This is a genomic window from Ferrovibrio sp. GW821-FHT12E11 (assembly GCF_058806975.1).
Genome location: NZ_JBXAQG010000001.1, coordinates 2,809,002 through 2,829,957, shown reverse-complemented (window position 1 = coordinate 2,829,957; position 20,956 = coordinate 2,809,002). Strand labels below are relative to the sequence as shown.

Genomic DNA, 20,956 nt, shown 5'->3' with positions numbered 1-20,956 from the left:
GTTTGACTGATTGGGGTTTGGCGGAACGGTTTCTCAGCGCCGCCAGACCGGCTTGGCGCATTCGGCCTGGATGTCGGCACGGCTGAGGCCGAGATCCTTCAGCGCCGCATCGCTCAGCTCGGCAAGCTGCGTGCGTTCGCGGCTGAGCCGCTGCAGCGACAGGACCTCATGGATCATATCCAGGACGAGACGGCGCAGGGGATGCGTGCCGGCGAGATAGCTGCGAACGGTCATGGTGCTCTGCGTCATGGCGGGACTCCGTGGTTTCTGATCTGTCCGCAGTCTACGCCGCCGTCATGACGCGACGGTGACCGAACGCTACGGCCGCGACCGAAGTGTTGCAGATGGACGACAGCGCGCGAGCGGCCTAGATTCTCCGTCATGAGCAGCAACGACCCGCATGTGGCGAAGATCGCGGCCCTGATCGGCGATCCGGCGCGCGCCAATATCCTGAAGGCGCTGATGGACGGGCGCGCCCGCACGGCCAAGGAACTGGCCCATATCGCCGGCGTCTCGCCGCAGACCACCAGCGGCCATCTGGCCAAGCTGTCGGACGGCGGCCTGCTCGGCCTCGCCAAGCAGGGCCGGCACCGGTATTACCATCTTGCGAACAGCACTGTCGCGACGGCGATTGAAAGTTTGATGGCGCTGGCCGGCGAGCAGCCGATGCCGAAACATCACCATCACACCCGCGTCGCCGGCGCGCTGCGGGCGGCGCGCACCTGCTACGACCATATCGCCGGCAAGCTCGGCGTCTGCCTGTTCGATCAGCTCATCGCGCGCGGCTGCCTCTTACCCAGCGGCGAAGAGGACTTCGTCGCCACGGCGGCAGGGCGGCAGCTCTTTGCCGCGCTCGACATCAATGTGGACGCCATCGCATCCGGCAAGCGCCGCTTTGCCCGCGCCTGCTTGGACTGGAGCGAGCGCAGCCCGCATCTGGCCGGCGCGCTGGGCGCCGCCCTGGCCGAACGCTGCTTCGACTTCGGCTGGCTGGAGCGCCGGCGCGACAGCCGCGCGGTCAGCCTGACCCCGGCCGGCAGCCAGGCGCTGGCCCGGCTGTTCGACCTGCCGCCGGAGCGGATTGCGGCGGCCATGTCGGAGACGCATTAACACCCGGTTGCACGGGCCGGACGGGTTGGCTATCTTCCGCCCCGGACCGTCAGGCCAGCCTTGGCGCGCGGGTGTAGCTCAATGGCAGAGCAGAAGCTTCCCAAGCTTACGACGGGGGTTCGATTCCCCTCACCCGCTCCAGGACTTAACCGCTCAAGCTTCTGACAGGGCTTACGACGGCGGATTCAATTCCCTTAAAACTCTGGCATTTAAGCGGGCGATGTCCTGCCCATGGGACAATTTGGGACACACTGCTGTTCCGGCATGCGTCATCCCCTCTGTTCGCTCCTAGTATGTGGGCTGACGCTTTTCTTGAAATGCCTGCAGACCTTCAGCAAGGTCCCGGCTTTTTAAATGAACCTGAAATGCCATCAGTTCAGCACGCAGCCCGGTCTGGACGACTGCATCATGCACGGCACGCGTCAGCGATTTCATATGCCTCAGCACGGCAGGGCTTTGCTGGCTGTACTGCTGGGCAAGCTGCAGTGCTCGGTCGCGCAGATGGTCCGGCGGCACTACTTCATTGACCAGCCCCCAGTCCATGCACTGCCGGGCCGGAAACAGCTCGGCACTGAACAGCATGTGCATGGCCTGCGCCGGATGCATCCGGGTCAGCAACTGCACCGTCGATCCGGCGGCGGGGACAATGGCGTATCTGGCATGGCCATCGCCGATTTTGGCCGTCTCCGCGGCGATGACGATATCGCAGGCCAGGATCATCTCCAGTCCGCCGGCTACCGCCACGCCGTTGACTGCAGCCAGCACCGGCATCGGCAGCGCCCGCAGCTTTTCGAGGACACGCTGGTTATAGGCCAGCGTATCGATCAGCGCGGAGGGATCGAGTGCCAGTTCGCGGCCGAAGCCAAGCAGGTCACCGCCGGCGCAGAAGGCGCGGCCTGCGCCGGTGACGATGACGACCCGTATCGCCTGATCGACATGCACCTCGTCCAGAACGCGATCCAGCGCATCGACCACTTCGGGCGAGAGCGCGTTTAGCGCGGCCGGGCGGTTCAGTGTAATGGTGGCGACGTGTCCAGAGCGGCTCAGCAGCACGGGTTCGGCCGCTGCATCTTCGGCTGGGGAAATGACAAGTTCATAGCGCTGCGGCAACGGCGCCAGTGCGTCCCGCAGTGTCTCCAGGGCAGGGCTCCCGGCGACCGCGATCTCAACCTGCACCACCGTATTCAACTTCTCGTCCTTGCCGACCTGGATCTTCGCCTCGACCGGTTTGCCGAAGGCGGCTGCGATCTCGGCCTGCACCTTTTCCTCAATGGCGCGGTCGCGCAGGTCATTCTTCATAATCTTGCCCACCGCCGTGGTTGGCAGCGCATCAATCTGGAAAATCCGTTTCGGCCGCGCCGGCGGTTCAGCTATGGCCGTGGCCAGGTGACGATCCAGCGCCTGGACATCGATGGATGCACCGGGCGAGGCGACGACGAACAGCACTGGCACTTCGCCGGCATAGGCGTCGGGCATGCCGACGGCAGCGCTGATCTGCACGCCGGGGAAGACATTGGCGACATCCTCGATGTCGGAGGGATTGATGTTATGCCCGCTGCGGACGATGAGGTCCTTCTCACGGCCGGTCAGCACCAGCCGCTGGTCTTCGGTCAGGTAGCCGACATCACCGGTGATCAGCCAGCCATCGGCGCTGCGGGTATTCCGGTTATGCGCGGGATCGACATATCCTGGAAAAACCTGCGGCCCGCTGACCTGCACAAGTCCACTCTCCAGGGCAGCACAGAGCGCATCCGGCCTGGCCGGATCCAGGCTGGTGATGCGCGTACGGGCAAACGGCGCACGGAATCCGACGCTGCCCTGCACTGGTATGGCACGCCCCGGATTGAAGGCAATCGCCGCCGCAGTCTCGGTCATGCCATAGGTTTCATACAGCCGGATGCCGGTGCGGGCCTGGAACCGCTCGCTGACTGCTTTCGGGCAGACGGCACCGCCGGTCAGTGCCATGCGGACAGACGAGATATCGGCATCGCCAATCGGTATCTCGGTGATGGCGGCAATCGAGGTCGGCACACCGCCGACGATTGTCAGCCTGAAGACTTCCGCGATCCTCCAGTAGGTGGCGATCACGCCCTTGTCGCGCAGGCCATAAGGCGATGGCACTACCATATGACCGCCCGCCGCCAGCACAGAGAGGCCCGACGTGATCGTGCCGCCAACATGGAACAGCGGAAAGCCGTTGATCACGGCGTCCATCTCGTCCAGGCCATGCACCTGGGCGAAACTCCAGGCGGCATGAATCTGGTTACCATGCGTCAGTTGCACCAGCTTAGGCCGGCCAGTCGTACCGCCGGTATGAAACAGGGCGCAGACCGTGTTCTGTCCGGCCGTGCTGTCGAAATCGAGGCGATCCTCGCGGTAGCGCGCCTGTTCTGCCTGGAAATCCAGCTGGCCAGCGGGAACCGACGCGCCGGAGACGCCCAGCACCACGATATTGCGCAGGCCCGGCGTGAGCGCGATGACCTCGTTCGCTTTCGCCCAGATGTCTGCGTCCAGGTCTTTCGCCGGGATCACCAGTGTTGAGGCACCCTCCGCAGCAAGCAGGTCGGCGATCACCCGTGCATTCAGCAGGTAGTTGATCGTGCTGGCAACGCCAGCCGTCTGCGCGCCGTAAAGCGCTTCAACCATGCCAGGCAGGATCGGTGTCAGGAAGGCAACGACACTGCCTGCTTCTCCGGCACCGAGACGGTGGAAGAGATTCGCAGCCCGAATGATGCCACGATACAGCTCGACATGCGTCAGAGTGGTGGACTCGCCCGTATAGCCGCCGGCCGCCATCATGGTCAACGCCGGCCGCGACGGATGCAGCTCGGCCGTAGCGCGGAACAGGTCGAGTAATGTACGCGCCGGAATCAGTACATCATAGGGTATTCTCTCCATGGCCTCGATATCGGAAATCGAGGTGATGGCCGTGATCGCACGTGTTGTCTTCATATTCACGCTCAGTGCACCGCTGCATACATGATGGTCTCTTCATCAGCCTGTCCGCCGGTGAATTCCTCGACGATGCGGCCTTGGCGCGAGACAAGAATGCGGTCCGACAAATGCAGGATTTCCGGCAGATAGGACGAGATCACCACCACTGCCATGCCGTCATCGGCCAAGCGGTTGATCAGCTGGTGGATCTCCGCGATGGCGCCGACATCTACGCCGCGGGTCGGCTCGTCGAAGATAATCAGTTTCGGCTTCTGCACCAGTGCCTTGGCCACCACCACCTTCTGCTGGTTGCCGCCCGAGAGCTCAACGACGCGGGCATCCGAATTGATCACCTTGATGTTCAGCGCCTTGGCCCAGTTTTCGGCAAGCTGCCGCATTTCCGACATGCTGACCAGCTTCGAGCGGCTCTGTCCTCCGGCCATGGCGGCGACGTAGATATTCTCTGCCACTGACATAGTCTCAAAGAAGCCCTCCTGCTTGCGGTCTTCCGTCACATAGATGATGCCGTCGCGGATCGCGGGCCGCGGCACGCGGTATCGCACCGGCCGGTCTTCCAGGCGGACCTGCCCGCCATGGAAGAAATCGCGTTTCAGGATGCCCGCGATCACTTTGGCAGTTTCGGTCCGGCCCGAGCCGATCAGGCCGAAAATGCCGGTGATCTGGCGTGCGAAGACCGAGAAGGTGTTATTGCGTACCAGCGTACCCATCGACAGGTTCTGCACGCTGAGCACCTTGCGGCCCGCCGGTCTGGCACTGTGCTGCCCGGCTCGCCCGTAAAGCTCATCTGACAGCGTGCGGCCTACCATGGCGCGCACAATGCGGTCGCGGTCGAAGCTTTCGGTGCGATCGGTAATGACATGCTCGCCATCGCGCAAGATGGTGATGCGGTCAGAAATCTGCAGCGCCTCTTCGAGCGCATGCGAGATGAAGATGATCGACACACCGCGCGCCTGCAGACGCTCGACCAGTGCGAAGAAATGGTGCTTCTCCTCAGGGGTCAGCGTGCCCGTCGGTTCGTCGAAGATGATCACGCGCGCCTTGTGGTGTACGGCGCGGGCGATCTCCACCATCTGCTTCTGCCCGGCGCCCAGGCTGGAGACCAATGCAGTGGGATCGACCGGGAAATTCAGCGACTGCAGAAACTGCTGCGCTGCGATGTAGATGCCGCGCAAGCGGTTGAACCATTTGGCGTCGCCAAGATACAGGTTCTGCGCCACCGTGAGCGAGGGTACCAGACTGGTCTCCTGATAGACCATGGCGATGCCTTGCTTCAGCGCATCCGAGGGCCCGCGCAGTTCCACCGCTTGACCATCCAGCAGGATTTCGCCTGCCGTGGGCGCGACGACACCGGCCAGCATCTTGGTCAGGGTGGATTTACCAGCGCCATTCTCGCCGAGCAGTGCATGAACCTCGCCTAGCTCCAGTGTGAAGGAGACGTCCTTCACCGCGGGAACACCGCGATATTCCTTGGTGCCGTGCTTGAGTTCGAGAATCGCCGTCATGAGCGGGCCTGCCTTTTACGAACCGAGATCGAGCTTGACGACGGCATCGTCGCCTCTCGATGTCACGTACAGCGCTCCGTCATGAACCACCGCGCCGGTTATGCCATGCGTCGCGCCATCGGCGCGGCTCTGAAAACTATCGACTGGTAGGCAGTTCCGATCCAGGAGGGCGACCATGCCGAAGGACAATGTCGGAGCCCACGGTTTCAGGATGCCAAGTTGCTTGACGCCGCCGCCCTGCAGTGGTTCGTAGAAGGATCGGCCGCTGCGGTATGTGGGTGCGACCCAGTGGCGCGGATCGACGTCAGCCATCATCCGGCGGCGGTACTGGTCCTCGCGCAAGATGAATTCTACCAGCTGGTTGCGCGGCGCGAACATGGTCATGACATAACCCGCGTCCGGTCCTCGGCTGATATGGCCGGGATAGCCCGGCAAGTCGCCCTGAATCTGCCGCCGCAGCGCGCCGGTCATTTTATCGAGCAGGACGATCCGGTGCTTCCAGCTCTCCGTGACAATCAATCCGTCGTCCGATACCGCCAGGCCAGCGGGATATGCGAGGCTGCCGGCGATGCGCCGCTGTTTGCGACTGCGCAGGTCGAACTGCCAGATCGAACCGGAGATATTCCGTTCCATCAGATCGCGCCGCCAGGCAGAAGGCGGGTTCTGCGCCGAGCCGTGACTGACATACAGGCAGCCATCTTCCTCAAGTATCGCCGTCGGGCAGCATGCATCCTCGCGAGGCGAGACCTCGACTCCGTCAAACTCGCCGCCAACGATGGTGATATGTCCGTTATCGAGACCGATGGCAATGCCGCCGGCAACCGAGGCAAGGCAGTTGATCTCCGCTCCTGCACGGTGCAGCACTTTAGCGGAATCACCACCCAGCAGATATAGCTCATTGCCGGAACCGACTATCAGGCCGTCGCGACCTGACGCGATGCCGACCGGCGCGTGGACCGGAATGCGTTGCGCTGCATCATCGAGCCGCCGGTTCGGCCGCAGCGCCCCATCCAAAGCCGGCACGGTGATGGCGCTCTCGCCACGACCGAGAAAGGAATCCAGAACCCGTGTAAAAAGGAAGCTCATTTGCCACCCCAGTAGGACTGCGGCCCGGTCCAGTGCGGATCGGCGCCCGCCAGCGGCAGCCTACCGATCCGGTTGTTGGAGATGCCGCCGATATAGAGATGCCCCCGGTGCTCGCGCATCGAGGTTATCATCGGGTGATTCTTGCCGCCGAGATCCCAGAGCACATCAAGGATACGACCGCTTTCATCGAACCGGACGATGCAGCCGGTATTGATATTGGGGAACAGCCATTCATCGGGCGCCACGCGACGCGCCATCCGACGCCGGAAGCCGGGCATTTTCAGTGCAAGGTCCATGCTCGGCGTCCGGACGCCGACCAGCGCCAGCCAGTAGGTGCCATCCGAGGCCCGGTTGATGTTGTCGGGATGGCCGGGCAGGTCCGGGATCACGGTTTCGACGGTTCCGGCCCTGGGACCGGCGAAATAATAGCGGCTGACGCTGCAGCTCCAGGTCTCGGCAAAGAGGAAGGATTCGCCGTCATGGGTCATACAGATGCCATTCGGGAAGGTCAGGTTCCGCAGCACCGTGCGCGTCGTGTTCGTTCGCGGATCGTAGCAGATGATGCGGCCATTGCCGCGGGATTCGAGACCATCGACCGGCCATTCATGCATCTCGTAGCGGATGGTGGCTTCGCTGAAGAAGATGCGGCCGTCGGGTGCGATATCGAGGTCGTCGGCCAGCCTCAGACGCGCATCGTCGATGATCGAGAAGGGCGTCCGGTTGGTTTCGTCGGTCAACTTGGTGATCTGCCGGTCCACGCCGATCCGGTACAGACCCATGCCGCCGATGCAGCAGATCAGCGCGCCATCCCGGGCAAAGGCCATACCGAGCGGCCGGCCGCCGACATGGGCGAAGACTTCCTGCCGGGTGTAGTCGGGCGCGAAGAACCGCACAATGTCGCCAGTGCGGGTGCCCGCGTAAATGTGATCGTTCTCATCGAGGATCACATCCTCAGGCCCATCGACCTGATTTAGGCCAACCAGTGACACATCGCGGAGCCGATCGTTCAGGGCATAGGGCGAAGACGAGCCCCGCTCGGTGCCGGGCGCCGCCGGCAGGCTGCGGAAGGCCGGCGAGACATAGACCTTGGCCAGCACCTTGTGCCGGTTCTTCAACCAGCGCACATCGATCGCGACCGCGGACAGCAGGATAAGGCCAAGGATTAGCGAGTTGGCGCCGCTGCCGGCGCCCACCCGCACCAGGCCGTTGATGATGATCATCACGGTGATTGCGCCCAGCACCGCCTTGGCCGCCGAGCCGCGTCCGCCGCCCAGGCTATTGCCGCCGAGTACGGCTGCCGTCAGGACCGTTATCTCAAGACCGATGCCGACATCCGATCCGGCGCCGCCGAGACGCGCGGCAAACAAGAAGCCGGCCAGAGCCGCCAGCGTGCCGGAAATGACATACGTGAGGCAGACGGTGCGTCGCACATGAATGCCAACATTGTGGGCCGATCGTCGCGAGCCACCCACCGCCATCAGATGCCAGCCCGGCCGGGTGCGGCTCAAAATCACATGCACGACGACGGCGGTGATGAGAAACAGCGCAAAGCTGAAGGGAACCTGGGCGATCTTGCCGTCGCCGATGAAATCCCAGACTTCAGAATCGACAAAGCCGGCCGAAATCTGCACCGCATATTTCAGCAGCAGCATATCGACGATGGAACGCACGATGATCAGGGTGACCAGCGTGGTGAGGAAGGCGCGCAGGCGCAGATAGCCGATCAGCAGGCCGTTCACCAGGCCGACCGCGGCGCCGACTGCCAGCGTGATCACGAAAGCTGCGCCAACTGGCAACCCGAAGATATTCATCATTGCCAGCGCGGTGATATTGGCCAGTGCCAGCACTGCGCCGACGCTGAGGTCGATGCCACCGGCTAGCATGACGATGGTCATGGCAAGGACGACAAGGCCGAATTCGCCGAGTTGACGCGTCAGCGCGGTCATGCTGCCGAGGCTGAGGAAATCCGGTACAGCGGTACCGAAGCCGATCAGCACGACGACCAGGATGGCAAAAGGGATCGCGTTGTCGATCCACCTTTTAGCGAGGATTTCGCCAACGATATGATCTGGCACCAGCCGGTAGCGCCAGTAGGCAATGGTATCTGTGATCGACATCTGCGGACCCGGAAAAGGAATCAGGTTCCGGGGCCAGGCGCGCAGCCCAGCCCCGGAATGACGCGAGCTTACTTCTTGATTTCGAGGTTCCAGCAGGCGCCGGGCTTCATGCTGTCCTTGGTGATGAAGGTGAGCGGCGAGAACAGCGTGGTTTTCGTCGCACCCGGCTTCGGCTTGTTCTGGAACAACGACTGGATGATGTTGGCGATGTCGCGTGCCTGCGCCGGGACGTCATAACTCACCACCTCGCTGTAGACATCCTTGCCCAGGTTGTCGCAGACCGCTTGGTTGCCGCCGCCCTGGGTGATCCAGTGCACCTTCTTGCCGGATTCGCGGATCGCCGCCCCGGTGCCGACATCCATCACGTCCCAGAAGCCGACGCCACCACAGAGATCAGGATGCTGCTGCAGCACGGTGGCCATGATGCTGCGCGCCTTGGTGGCATCCCAGTCGGCAGCCTGGTTGGAGACGATCTTCATCTGCGGGTTCTTGGACAGCACATTGTCCAGCCCCTTCATCTGATAGGCGCTGGCCGCCGCGGTCAGTACGCCCTGCATGATGGCGATCTTGCCGTTGCCGCCATTGGCCGGGCTGCATTTCTCGATCAGGCGGTTGGCGATCCGCTCACCCATGCCGACATAATCGGCGCCGGCGAAGCCGTCGGTCGAATAGCTGGAGCGCATGTTGACCTGGATCACGTAGATGCCAGCCTCTTCCGCGCGCTTGAGCAAGCGGGCATAGGACTGCACATCGGGATTATGCACCACGATGGCGTCCGGCTTTTCGGCGATCAGCGAGGTGATCGCCTGCGCGCCGGCATCGGTGTTCCAGTTCGGATCACGGATATCGAATTTCACGCCGAGCGGCTCGAGCGCACTGCGGATGCCCGCGGCCCAGCCTTCGGTGAGGTCGAAGCCCATGGCGATCGGGACGAAAACGACCCGCTTGCCCTTGAAGGCTGCGTAATGCCCCGCCCGCGCGGGATCGTCGATCCCCTGAGCGATGGCCATGCTGCTGATCGACATAGCGGCGGCAACTGCCAGTAGCGCTTTGATACCTTTCATGGTGTCCTCCTGTTGGTTTTTTTATGTAGAATTCTAGATGTCGCCCTGCTGTGCGGTCTGTTCGTCACGGGGATTGATGATGGTGTCGGCGACGATGGCCGCGAGCAGGATCAGACTCTTGATGACGTTCTGCACCGTGTACTGGATGTCCATGATCGTCATGCCGTTGATCAGCACACCAATCAGCAGCGTGCCGACGATGACATTTCGCACGCCGCCCTTGCCGCCGGAAAGGCCGATGCCGCCCAGCACCACGACGAGGATGACGTCGTAAACGAAGGTGGAATTGGCGACGCGGATATTCATGCTGGCGACCGACGTGGCGGTGACGAGGCCGGCGACAAAACCGATCAGCCCGGACAGCACATACTGCATGACGATGACGGGGCGCACCGGAATGCCCGTAATCCTGGCCGCCAGAGGATTGTCGCCGATGGCGCGGATAAAGCGGCCAGATTTGACGTAGCGCAAGAACAGCGCACCGAGCAGGCAGACGCCGGCGAAGATCAGCACCGGCACCGGAATCCCCATGAAAGACCCGCTGCCGATCCACACGATCGACCACGCGGCATCAGGCAGATAGACGACATCGAGCGCGATGAGGAAATAGCGGCCGAAACCGTAGATTAAGGTGCCCATTGCGAGCGTGGCGAAGATCGCCGGGATTTCGACATAGGCGACCAGGAAGCCAGTGATGATCCCGGACAGCAAACAGAAACCCAGGCCAAGCAGGAGCGCGAAGCCGAGCGGCGTGCCGTGGGTGATGAGATTCAGCGTCCAGGCCAGCGAAACTGCCATCACGGCAACCAGCGAAAGGTCGATGCCGCGGCCAATCACCACCAGCGCCATCGCAATGCCGAGCACGCCGAGCACCGAGACGCTGCGCACTAGCGCGAGGAGATTTTCAGGCGTCAGGAAGCCCGGCAGGGAGATGGCGAAGACTGCCGTAAGGACAAGCGCCAGCACCAGCACGATGCGCTCCTGGGTCAGATTCGCCGCGCGGAGCATGAGTTGTTGTCCTCCAAACTGATTACCGTGGCTTTTCTATCACCCTGGCGCGCAGCAGTTCTTTTCCATACGCGCAAGAAACTTGCATGTCCGTGCACTGGCGATATGCATCAGGCTTTTTCTTGTTGCCGGTCACCCGGGAATGGCGAAGAATGCAGAGGGTTCGCCGTTCAGGTCTGAACGAGAAAAAGCGGCCGCCGGCCTCGTCCGGCAGGCCGTGCATGGATGGCGCCGGAGGAAATCGTGGATCTGATATTCTCGACCGATGCATTGGATCGTGCCAAACGCTATGCCGCATGGCGCGATGCCATCTGCGACGTTTACGTTCACGTCAACGTAAAGGCCGACGATCCGGACAACTACGACGGGTTCATCCGCGAAACCCAGTTTGGCAATGTGGCGATGACGGAATGCCTGGTGTCACAGCAGCTCATCTCGCGGCGAAAGACGCATCTCTCAAAGCTGGATAAGGATTGTTACTACGTGCAGTTCATCCAGACCGGCAGCGTCAATGTCGTGCAATCCGGCGATTCATTCCACACCTCTGCCGGCGTCGGCGCCCTCTTCTGCGCGTCTGAGCCCTATGACCTGCAATGCATGGGCAAAGTGCGATCCTACTATCTGGAGATTCCGCGGCAGGCCTTCGGCACCCGCTTCGCCGACGGTCAGGCGCCGCTGGCCGCTACTATGAGCACCGGCCGGGGGCTGGGTCGTATAGCTGTCGAATTCTGTTCGACGCTGGCCAGCCAAGGCGACGCGCTGGACACGCCAACCCGCGCCAAGCTCGGCGAGGAACTGATGGATGTGCTGGCGCTGGCTTTCGAGTCGGCGCATCGTGACGAGCCGATGACGGAACAGGTGGTGCAGAAGGCGCGCCTGCGGTCGGTGAAAGCCTGGATCGAGGACCATCTGTGCGATCCGAGCTTAGGCCCGGAGCTGATCGCCAAAAGCAACGGTATCTCCCTGCGCTATCTGCATACGCTGTTCCGGCTGGAGGGCCAGTCGGTGTCGAACTGGATCTGGACACGCCGGATCGAACTCGGTCACGACATGCTGCTACGCTCCGACCACAATGCCCGCTCGCTGACCGAAGTGGCCTATCGCGTCGGGTTCAGCAGTTCGTCGCATTTCAGCACGATGTTCCGCCGTCGCTTCGGCATCAGGCCATCTGATATAACGCGCGGCAGATCGTCCTGAATCTGACCGGTGGGACAATTTGGGACACACCCCTGCTAAAGCATGCTAAGAATAGCTATACGGGCAGCAACCCAATCTGCGGTTTTCCAGTATTTTTCCAATTGGCCGGAGCGGGAAAGTCGGCTTCCCAAGCTTACGACGGGGGTTCGATTCCCCTCACCCGCTCCAGGACTTGGCAGATCGATAAGCTGACAGAGCTTACGGCAGCGAAGACAGTTCCCTTAAAAAAACCCGGCACTCAAGCCTGCCTTGCGGGACAAGTGGGGCGCTTCAGGAAAATTGCTCTTGCTTCCAGCCATGGCCGGCGGTCACGCGAAAGGCGATTGGCAACTCACGCCATGAGCCGGTAACCAACCCCGGGCTCCGTCAGCAGCAACACGGGCTGGGTTGGGTCGGCCTCGATCTTCTGGCGCAGCTGCCGGGCGAAGACCCGCAGATACTGCACGTCGCTTTCATGGGCTGGGCCCCAGACCTGGCGCAGGATGAACTGGTGGGTCAGTACCTTGCCGGCATGCTGCACCAGCAGTTTCAGCAGGTCGTATTCCTTGGGCGAAAGCTTCACCGGCTCGCCTCCCAGGCTCACCTGCCGCTTCTCGAGATCGACCTTCAACTCGCCCGTTGTGAAAACCGCGATCCCTGCACTGGCGCCAATGGTGTGGCGCAACGCCGCCCGGATGCGGGCCAGCAGTTCGCCGGTGCCAAACGGCTTGGTGACATAATCGTCAGCCCCGGCATCCAGCGACGCGATCTTGTCGACTTCATCCGCCCGCACCGACAGCACCACAATCGGCACCGTCGTCCATTCGCGCAGGCGGGCGATGACCGCCTGGCCGTCCATATCCGGCAGGCCGAGATCGAGCACGACCAGGTCAGGTTTTTCCAGGGCCGCCAGACGCAGCCCCTCCTGTCCGCTGGCGGCTTCGAGGATGCGGAAGTCATGCGCCTCGAGACTGACCCGCAGGTAGCGCCTGATCTGCGGTTCGTCGTCGATCACCAGAATCTTCGCGCCGTCAGCCATGGGGGGCCTTCTCTTCATTCGGCAATGCCGGCTGTTCTTCCAGCGGCAGGGTCACGATCATACGCGTCCCCTTGCCATCGGCCACCGGACTCTCGGCCCGGATGTCGCCGCCATGGGCCTTCAGGATGCTGCGACAGATCGACAGGCCCAGCCCGGTGCCCGCCACCTGCCGGTCGCCGGCCTTGACGCGATAAAACATATCGAAGACCTGCTCAAGCTCGGCCGCCGGAATACCGGAGCCGGAATCGGTGACCGTCAGCACAAGGCGGTCGCGCTGCAGCGACAGGCGCACATCGACCGGACTTTCTTTGGCCGAGTATTTCGCCGCATTGTCCAGCAGGTTGATCAGCACCTGCTCGATCAGGATGTAGTCCACCCGCAGCAACGGCATGTCCGGCGCCACATCGATGCGGATGTCATGCCCCTGGGTCAGCGGCGCCGCGCGTTTCACCGCCGTGGCGACCAGTTCTTCCGGATCGACCCAGTCGAGCTTGGGCTGCATGGCGCCGGCCTCGATCTTCGTCATGTCGAGCAGGTTGCCGACGAAGCGGTTCAGCCGCTCGGCCTCGTCGCGCACGGTCTGCAGCAGTTCGCTGCGGCCGCGCTCATCCAGCCGGCTGTCGAAATTCATCAGGCTGGAGACGCCACCGATGATGGACGCCAGCGGCGTGCGCAGGTCATGGCTGATCGAGGAGAGCAGGGCCGAGCGCAGCTTCTCGGTTTCCGCCGAGACGCGGGCCTCCTCGACATCGCGGTTGAGCAGGCTGCGTTCGATGGCCAGTGCGGCCTGTCCGGCCAGGGCATCCAGCAGGCGCCGCTCGTCCGGGCCCAGCGCCGCGCGATCCTCGGGGAAACGGATGCCCAGCGCGCCGAGCTTGCGCTCGGCCGTTCGCAGCGGCAGAAACAGCCAGTCCGAGGATGGCAAGGTGCCGGTGCCGCGCCCGGCCGGCTCGCCCTTCTCCCAGGCCCAGTCGGCGGCAGCCCTGGCCTTGTCGTCGATCTGGTCTTCCGGCGGATAGGCGGCGCGCACGGCGAGCCGGCCGTTCTCCGGCATCAGCACCAGCGACTGCGCCTTGGCCAGTGCGGCCACATGATGGACGACGGCCCAGAGGATGTCGTCCTCCGCCGCGGCACCTGTCACCATGCGGCTGAAGTCATACAGCGAAGCCGTGCGAGCCTCACGAATACGCGCGGCTTCGGCCTGCGCCCTGATCCGCGCCGTCAGGTTGCTGGTGATCAGCGCCACGGCGAGGAAAACGAAGAAGGTGTAGATATTCTCCGCATTGGCGATGGTGAAGGTATAGAGCGGCGGCAGGAACAGGAAGTTGTAACCCAGCACCGTCAGCACCGAACTCAGCACCGCTGCCGCAGAGCCATACCGGAGCGAGCAGAGCAGCACGGCCACCAGAATCAGCAAAGGAATACTGGAAGCCGGCAACCACGGCTCGGCCAGTTTCACCAGCCCGGTCGCCGCCAGCGAGATCAATGCTGCCGGCACCAGGCCATCCAGACTCATGCTGGCAAGGCGAGACCGCATCACGCCAAACCACGATTCGGCGTCGGGCGACCCGGTAATGACATGGATATTGATGCCATCACCCAGTTCGACCAGGCGATCGGTCAGCGTGCCGCGCAGGCGGTTGATCAGCCGGCTGCGATGACTGCGGGCGACCACGATCTCGGTGACATTGCGCTGGCGCGCCTGCCGGATGATCTCGGCCGGCACATTGCTGCTGGCGACCGTGACGACCTCGGCGCCGAATTCCTCGGCCAGGGTCAGCGCCCGGTTGATCTGAGTCTTCTCGGCATCCGACAGGCGATCATGCGCCGGCGTCTCGATATAGAGCGCGATCCACGGGGCGCGCCGGCGCTCGGCGATGCGGCGCGCGGTGCGCACCAGCCGCGGCATCAGCGGGCTCGGACTGATGCAGGCCATGATCCTGTCCCGCGTCGGCCAGGGGCCGGATATCGCATGGGACTGCATGTAGGACAGCATCTGGCCATCGACCTGGTCGGCTGCCTTGCGGAGCGCCAGTTCACGCAGGGCCGTCAGGTTGCCCGGCGCGAAGAAGTGATGCACGGCGCGGGCGGCCTGCTCGGGCACATAGACCTTGCCTTCTTTCAGGCGCCGGATCAGGTCCTCGGGTGCAAGATCGACGACCTCGATGCTGTCGGCCTGCGCCAGAACGCTGTCGGGCACCGTCTCGCGCACCTTCACACGGGTGATCTGCGCGACCACGTCGTTCAGGCTGTCCAGATGCTGGATATTCAGCGCCGTATAAACGTCAATCCCGGCATCGCGGATTTCCTCGATGTCCTGATAGCGCTTCTCATGCCGGCTGCCGGGCACATTGCTGTGCGCCAGTTCGTCGACCAGCACCAGCTGCGGGCGGCGCTGCAAAACCGCGTCGAGATCGAGTTCGCTGAAGGCCCGGTCGCGATAGTCGACATGGCGCAGGGGCACCTGTTCCAGTCCCTGCAGCAGCTGCGCGGTCTCCGGCCGGCCATGGGTTTCCACCACGCCGATGACGACATCCACGCCTTCGCGCCGGCGGATATGGGCTGCCTCCAGCATGGCATAGGTCTTGCCAACGCCGGGCGCCGCGCCGAGAAACACGTTCAGACGGCCGCGCTTTTCCTGCGCGGCCGCCTGAAGCAGGGCTTCCGGGGATGGTCTGGTCTCGGGATCGGATCGCTGATCGGCCATCAGGCCTCTATTTGGTCACTGGCCTGATCTTATCCAAGGCCAGGTTCAGCGTCAGCACGTTCACACCGGGCTGGCCAAGGAATCCCAGCCAGGGCTGCTCGGTATGGGCATCCACCAGCGCCTTCACCTCGGCCACGGTCATGCCGCGCGCCTCCGCCACGCGCAGGATCTGCCGGGCCGCATTGGCCGGCGAGATATGCGGGTCCAGCCCGCTGCCCGAGGTGGTGACGGCATCCACCGGCACCTGCGCGGAACCGTCCCGGCCCTTATACGTCTCCACGTCGCCAGCCACACGCTCCACCAGCGCCTTGGCGGTCGGCGCGAGATTGGAGCCGCTGGACGAGGTCGCGTCGAAGCCATCCTTGCCGGCACCCGACGGACGCGGCTGGAAATACTGCGGCGCCGTGAAGGCTTGGGCGATCAGCGCCGAACCGACCACCTTGCCATCCTGTTCGATCAGGCTGCCGCCGGCCTGGCGCGGAAACAGGCCCTGGCCGATACCGGTGATCGCCAGCGGATAGAGCAGGCCGGTGACCAGCGTGAAGAAAGCCAGCAGAACCAAGGCGGGACGAATGTGACTGAGCATGACGGTTCTCCTTACACAAGACCGAGGGCAGCCACGGCCATGTCGATGGCCTTGATGCCGAAGAAGGGCAGCACGACGCCGCCGAGGCCGTAGATCACCAGATTGCGCCGCAGCAGGGTGACGGCCGGCAGCGGCCGGTAGCGCACGCCCTTCAGGGCCAGCGGGATCAGGGCGATGATGATCAGCGCGTTGAAGATCACCGCCGAGAGGATGGCGCTCTGCGGCGAGCTCAGCTGCATCACATTCAGCGCCCCGAGCTGCGGATAGGTGGCGACGAACAGCGCCGGGATGATGGCGAAGTATTTCGCCACATCGTTGGCCAGGCTGAAGGTGGTCAGCGAACCGCGGCTCATGAGCAGCTGCTTGCCGATCATGACGACTTCGATCAGCTTGGTCGGGTTGCTGTCGAGATCGACCATGTTGCCGGCCTCGCGCGCCGCCGCCGTACCGATATTCATGGCCAGGCCGACATCCGCCTGGGCCAGCGCCGGGGCGTCGTTGGTGCCGTCGCCGCACATGGCGACCAGCTTGCCTTCGGCCTGTTCCTTGCGGATCAGCTCCAGCTTCTTTTCCGGCGTCGCTTCGGCGATGAAATCGTCGACCCCGGCTTCCGCCGCGATGGCGGCGGCGGTCAGCGGGTTGTCGCCGGTCACCATCACCGTGCGGATGCCCATGCGGCGCAGTTCGGCGAAGCGCTCGCGGATGCCGGTCTTCACAATGTCCTTCAGGTGGATAACGCCGAGGATGCGGCGATCCTGCGCCACCACCAGCGGCGTGCCGCCCGACTTGGCGATCCGTTCCACCGCGCCCGTCAGTTCGGCCGAGGCTGGTGCCGCCACATAGCGCAGCACGGCATCGAAGGCACCCTTGCGGATCTCGCGGCCGTTGAGATCAAGGCCGCTCATGCGGGTCTGGGCGCTGAAAGGAATGAAGCTGCCCGCCTTGGCGCGCTCGACCTCATGGCCGAGCCCGTATTTCTCTACCGCCAGCGCCACGATCGACTTGCCTTCCGGCGTCTCGTCGGCCACCGAGGCCAGCATGGCGGCTTCGGCCAGTTCATGCTCCGACACGCCGGCGAGCGCGATGAAGGCAGAGGCCATGCGGTTGCCATGGGTGATGGTGCCGGTCTTGTCGAGCAGCAGGGTATCGACATCGCCAGCGGCCTCCACGGCGCGGCCCGACTTGGCGATCACGTTGTGACGGATCAGCCGGTCCATGCCGGCGATGCCGATGGCCGACAGAAGACCGCCGATGGTGGTGGGGATCAGCGTCACCAGCAGCGCGATCAGGTAGACCACCGGCACCGGCATGCCGGAATAGATCGCCAGGGCTTCCAGGCTGCCGGTGGTGACGAGAAAGATCAGCGTCATGCCGACCAGCAGCACGGTGAGCGCGATCTCGTTCGGCGTCTTCTGCCGCTTCGCGCCTTCCACCAGGCCGATCATGCGGTCGAGGAAGCTTTCGCCCGGATTGACGGTGATCCGCACTTTGATCCAGTCCGACAGCACTCGCGTGCCGCCGGTGACGCCCGAACGATCGCCGCCGGATTCGCGAATGACGGGCGCGGATTCGCCGGTAATCGCCGATTCATCGACCGAGGCGATACCCTCGATGACGTCGCCATCGCCGGGGATCGGATCGCCGGTCTCGACCAGCACCACATCGCCGACCCGCAGCGTGGTGGCCGATACCACCTTGATCCGCCCGGCGGCATCCAGCAGCTTGGCCGTGGCCTCGGTCTTGCCGCGCCGCAGGGATTCCGCCTGCGCCTTGCCACGGCCTTCGGCCAGGGCTTCGGCGAAATTGGCGAACAGCACGGTGAACCACAGCCAGGCCGAAATCTGCCCCAGCAGGGCGATCTCGCCGCCAGTGAAGATGTCGCGGATGAAAATGACGGTCGAGACGGCCGCCACCGTGGCGGTCACGAACATCACCGGGTTGCGCCACAGAATGCGCGGATCGAGCTTGACGAAGGACTGACGGGCAGCTTCGCCCACCAGTGACGGATCGAAGATCGGCTGCGCGGCAGCAGAACGTTTGGTCATGACTCTAGCTCCTTAAAACGTCTGGCCGGCGACGAGCAGCAGATGCTCGACAATCGGCCCCAGCGCCAGCGCCGGGAAGAAGGTGAGGCCGCCGACGATCAGAATGGTGCCAGCGAGCAACAGGACGAACATCGGGCCATGGGTCGGGAAGCTGCCCGCCGAAGCCGGAGCCGCCTTCTTGGCCGCAAGGCCGCCGGCCAGAGCCATGACCGGCACGATCATGGCGAAGCGGCCGAGCAGCATGACCAGGCCCAACGCGGTGTTGTAGAAGACCGAATTGGCGGTCAGGCCAGCGAAGGCACTGCCGTTGTTGCCGGCCGCGGACGTGAAGGCATAGAGCACTTCGCTCAGGCCATGCGGACCCGGCGACAGCAGGCCGGCCAGGCCGGCGTCACTGACCAGCGCAATCGCCGTACCGACCAGAATGGCCATCGGCGAGATCAGGATGGCCAGCACTGCCAGCTTGGCCTCGCGAGCCTCGATCTTCTTGCCCAGATATTCCGGGCTGCGGCCGACCATCAGGCCGGCAATGAACAGCGTGGCCACGATGAACAGCGCGATGCCATAGAAGCCGGCGCCGACACCGCCGACGATGATCTCGCCCAGCATGATGTTGATCATCGGGATCATGCCGCCCAGCGGCAGGAAGCTGGAATGCATGGCGTTCACCGCGCCGCAGGAAGCGGCCGTGGTGATGACTGCGAACAGCGCGGAACTGAAGCTGCCGAAGCGGACTTCCTTGCCCTCCATATTGCCCATGGCCGGATCGACGCCCAGCGCGGTGAGCAGCGGGTTGGCCCCGGCCTCGACATAGGCCGTGACCAGAACGCCGGCCACGAACAGCAGCAGCATGGTGGCGAGGATGGCCCAGCCCTGCCGCTGGTCCCTGACCATGCGACCGAACACATTGGTGAGCGCCGCGCCGATGACGAAGATCAGCAGCATCTGCACGAAGTTGCTCAAGGCGGTCGGATTCTCGAAGGGATGCGCCGCATTGGCGTTGAAGAAGCCGCCGCCATTGGTGCCGAGCATCTTGATCGCCACCTGAGACGCGACTGGCCCCTGGGCGATCATCTGCTCGGCGCCTTCCACCGTGGTGGCGGTGGTATAGGCATCGAAATTCTGCGGCATGCCCTGCCAGATCAGGAAGACGGCCGCGATAATGGCGGCGGGCAGCAGCAGGCCCAACGTTGCCCGCGTCATGTCGGTCCAAAAATTGCCGACGGTTTTGGCGGACTTGCGGGCAAACGCGCGGATCACCACCAGGGCGATGGCGATGCCAGTGGCAGCCGAGATGAAGTTCTGCACCGTCAGGCCGACCATCTGGCTGAAATAGCTCATGGTGCTTTCGCCACCATAGGACTGCCAGTTGGTATTGGTGACGAAGCTGACCGCCGTGTTGAAGGCCAGGTCAGGCGACAGCCCCGGCAATCCTTGCGGATTGAGCGGCAGCAGGTCCTGCAGGCGCAGGATACCGAACAGCAGCAGGAACCCCGCCAGATTGAAGATCAGCATGGCGATGGCATAGACCGACCAGTGCTGCTCACGCTGCGGATCGACACCGGCCAGAGCATAGAATGGCCGTTCGACGGGCCGCAGCCAGCCGATCTCGCCATTGAACAGACGGACCATATAAAGGCCGAGGACGGGCGTGGCCGCCAGGATGATGGCGAGGAAGACGCCGAGTTGGACGTAATCGTTCTGGGTCATGGCCAGCCTTTAGAACTTTTCTGCCCGCAGCAGGGCGTAAAGCAGATAGATCGCGAGCAGCAGCGCGATGCCGCCGCCCAGGATGAAATCGAATGTCATGGGGTGACTCCTAAAGCCGCTCGCAGAGCAGCGTGTAGGCAATGAAGCCGGCAAAGAGGCCGGCACCGAGGGCGATGAAGATGAGATCAGGCATGGGGCGCTCCAATGAGACCCCTGATCTAGGCCGCTCCCGTATTAAGCCGCCATGTGGGATGCCGCAGGGCTGCATAAAGAAAGCATAAAGACGCCTGTCGAGCGGTCCTTATCCGGTCCTTATGCATTCCTTATGCCCTTGAAGCGAAAGCCACATGGCCGCCTTAGCGCAAATACCCAAGTCTTCGGCATCGGAAACAGCCAAGGAGACCATCCGTGTCGACCATGCCCAGGCGGCTTCGTCAGTTTACGGTTCCCCACGATGCCCACACCGCCCGTGACCTTGTGGCCATAACGCCAACCCGCAACACCGACGGTGTCGTCGTGATCGGACGCGGCACCTTGCCGCTGTTCATTGCTTTCCTGAATCGGGGCTGCCGTAGCGCCGCGGAACTGCGTGTTGGTGTTGCATCACCTTCGGCCGAGCATGCCGATCTGGTCTGGATTACCGGTATTGCCGAACCGGAGGAATGCGACAGCGCCATCAGGATGGCCCTGCGACGCGCCGGCAAGACCGGTCGGATTGCCATCGACGCAACGATGCTGGTCGCCCGCAAGGGCATGGAACGTCTGGTCCGCTATCTGAAGCGCCTCGGCCTGCATGTCGACAGCACGCACAGCGTGGGCACGCGGATCGTTCTGCTGGCCCATGGGTAAGC

16 protein-coding genes and 1 tRNA gene are annotated in these 20,956 nt (G+C 63.4%); 4 read left to right on the top strand and 13 right to left on the bottom strand.

Going from position 1 to position 20,956, the window contains the following annotated elements:
* Positions 1 to 33: 33 nt before the first annotated feature.
* Positions 34 to 249 (bottom strand): DUF1127 domain-containing protein, encoded by a 216-nt coding sequence (locus AC1ROT_RS14100; protein ID WP_492999746.1) that lies wholly within the window; start codon positions 247 to 249, stop codon positions 34 to 36.
* Between the two features lie 132 nt (positions 250 to 381).
* On the opposite strand from AC1ROT_RS14100, the gene AC1ROT_RS14095 reads away from it, so the two are divergent.
* Positions 382 to 1,110: an ArsR/SmtB family transcription factor gene (locus AC1ROT_RS14095; RefSeq protein ID WP_492999745.1), complete on the top strand. Its 729-nt coding sequence runs from the start codon at positions 382 to 384 to the stop codon at positions 1,108 to 1,110.
* A gap of 67 nt (positions 1,111 to 1,177) precedes the next feature.
* Positions 1,178 to 1,251, top strand: a tRNA-Gly gene (locus tag AC1ROT_RS14090).
* Positions 1,252 to 1,398: 147 nt separating this feature from the next.
* Here the strand turns inward: AC1ROT_RS14090 and AC1ROT_RS14085 are convergent.
* From AC1ROT_RS14085 to AC1ROT_RS14060, 6 genes are all read right to left on the bottom strand, one after another.
* On the bottom strand, positions 1,399 to 4,062 hold the full coding sequence (locus AC1ROT_RS14085; protein ID WP_492999743.1) for an enoyl-CoA hydratase-related protein: 2,664 nt from the start codon (positions 4,060 to 4,062) through the stop codon (positions 1,399 to 1,401).
* 8 nt (positions 4,063 to 4,070) lie between these two features.
* Entirely contained in the window at positions 4,071 to 5,567 is a 1,497-nt protein-coding gene (locus tag AC1ROT_RS14080; RefSeq protein WP_492999742.1) for a sugar ABC transporter ATP-binding protein, read from the bottom strand.
* Between the two features lie 15 nt (positions 5,568 to 5,582).
* A complete protein-coding gene (locus AC1ROT_RS14075; RefSeq protein WP_492999741.1) occupies positions 5,583 to 6,653 on the bottom strand; it encodes a hypothetical protein in 1,071 nt (356 codons plus the stop codon).
* The gene (locus AC1ROT_RS14070) at positions 6,650 to 8,770 is read right to left on the bottom strand and encodes an ABC transporter permease (protein ID WP_492999740.1); all 2,121 of its coding nucleotides are present in this window, start codon (positions 8,768 to 8,770) and stop codon (positions 6,650 to 6,652) included. Before AC1ROT_RS14070 ends, AC1ROT_RS14075 begins: the two co-directional genes overlap by 4 nt.
* Positions 8,771 to 8,838: 68 nt before the next feature.
* Positions 8,839 to 9,834, bottom strand: a complete 996-nt coding sequence (locus AC1ROT_RS14065) for a sugar ABC transporter substrate-binding protein (protein ID WP_492999738.1) — start codon at positions 9,832 to 9,834, stop codon at positions 8,839 to 8,841.
* Positions 9,835 to 9,867: 33 nt separating this feature from the next.
* The gene (locus AC1ROT_RS14060) at positions 9,868 to 10,842 is read right to left on the bottom strand and encodes an ABC transporter permease (protein WP_492999737.1); all 975 of its coding nucleotides are present in this window, start codon (positions 10,840 to 10,842) and stop codon (positions 9,868 to 9,870) included.
* A gap of 243 nt (positions 10,843 to 11,085) precedes the next feature.
* On the opposite strand from AC1ROT_RS14060, the gene AC1ROT_RS14055 reads away from it, so the two are divergent.
* Positions 11,086 to 12,039 carry an AraC-like ligand-binding domain-containing protein gene (locus AC1ROT_RS14055; RefSeq protein WP_492999735.1) on the top strand — a complete coding sequence of 318 codons (954 nt, stop codon included), beginning with the start codon at positions 11,086 to 11,088 and terminating at the stop codon, positions 12,037 to 12,039.
* Between the two features lie 331 nt (positions 12,040 to 12,370).
* Here the strand turns inward: AC1ROT_RS14055 and AC1ROT_RS14050 are convergent, their stop codons facing one another.
* Genes AC1ROT_RS14050 through kdpF form a run of 6 tightly spaced genes read right to left on the bottom strand, consistent with a single transcriptional unit; the run spans position 12,371 to position 20,204 of the window.
* Positions 12,371 to 13,057 (bottom strand): response regulator, encoded by a 687-nt coding sequence (locus AC1ROT_RS14050; RefSeq protein ID WP_492999734.1) that lies wholly within the window; start codon positions 13,055 to 13,057, stop codon positions 12,371 to 12,373.
* Positions 13,050 to 15,764 carry an ATP-binding protein gene (locus tag AC1ROT_RS14045; protein WP_492999733.1) on the bottom strand — a complete coding sequence of 905 codons (2,715 nt, stop codon included), beginning with the start codon at positions 15,762 to 15,764 and terminating at the stop codon, positions 13,050 to 13,052. Before AC1ROT_RS14045 ends, AC1ROT_RS14050 begins: the two co-directional genes overlap by 8 nt.
* 7 nt (positions 15,765 to 15,771) lie before the next feature.
* Positions 15,772 to 16,350 carry a potassium-transporting ATPase subunit KdpC gene (kdpC, locus tag AC1ROT_RS14040; RefSeq protein ID WP_492999731.1) on the bottom strand — a complete coding sequence of 193 codons (579 nt, stop codon included), beginning with the start codon at positions 16,348 to 16,350 and terminating at the stop codon, positions 15,772 to 15,774.
* Between the two features lie 11 nt (positions 16,351 to 16,361).
* Positions 16,362 to 18,395: a potassium-transporting ATPase subunit KdpB gene (gene kdpB, locus AC1ROT_RS14035; RefSeq protein ID WP_492999728.1), complete on the bottom strand. Its 2,034-nt coding sequence runs from the start codon at positions 18,393 to 18,395 to the stop codon at positions 16,362 to 16,364.
* A gap of 12 nt (positions 18,396 to 18,407) precedes the next feature.
* On the bottom strand, positions 18,408 to 20,105 hold the full coding sequence (gene kdpA, locus AC1ROT_RS14030) for a potassium-transporting ATPase subunit KdpA (protein WP_492999726.1): 1,698 nt from the start codon (positions 20,103 to 20,105) through the stop codon (positions 18,408 to 18,410).
* Between the two features lie 9 nt (positions 20,106 to 20,114).
* Positions 20,115 to 20,204, bottom strand: a complete 90-nt coding sequence (gene kdpF / locus AC1ROT_RS14025; protein ID WP_492999725.1) for a K(+)-transporting ATPase subunit F — start codon at positions 20,202 to 20,204, stop codon at positions 20,115 to 20,117.
* Between the two features lie 309 nt (positions 20,205 to 20,513).
* Between kdpF and AC1ROT_RS14020 the strand changes: the two genes are divergently transcribed.
* Entirely contained in the window at positions 20,514 to 20,954 is a 441-nt protein-coding gene (locus AC1ROT_RS14020; protein WP_492999722.1) for a hypothetical protein, read from the top strand.
* Positions 20,955 to 20,956: the final 2 nt, after the last annotated feature.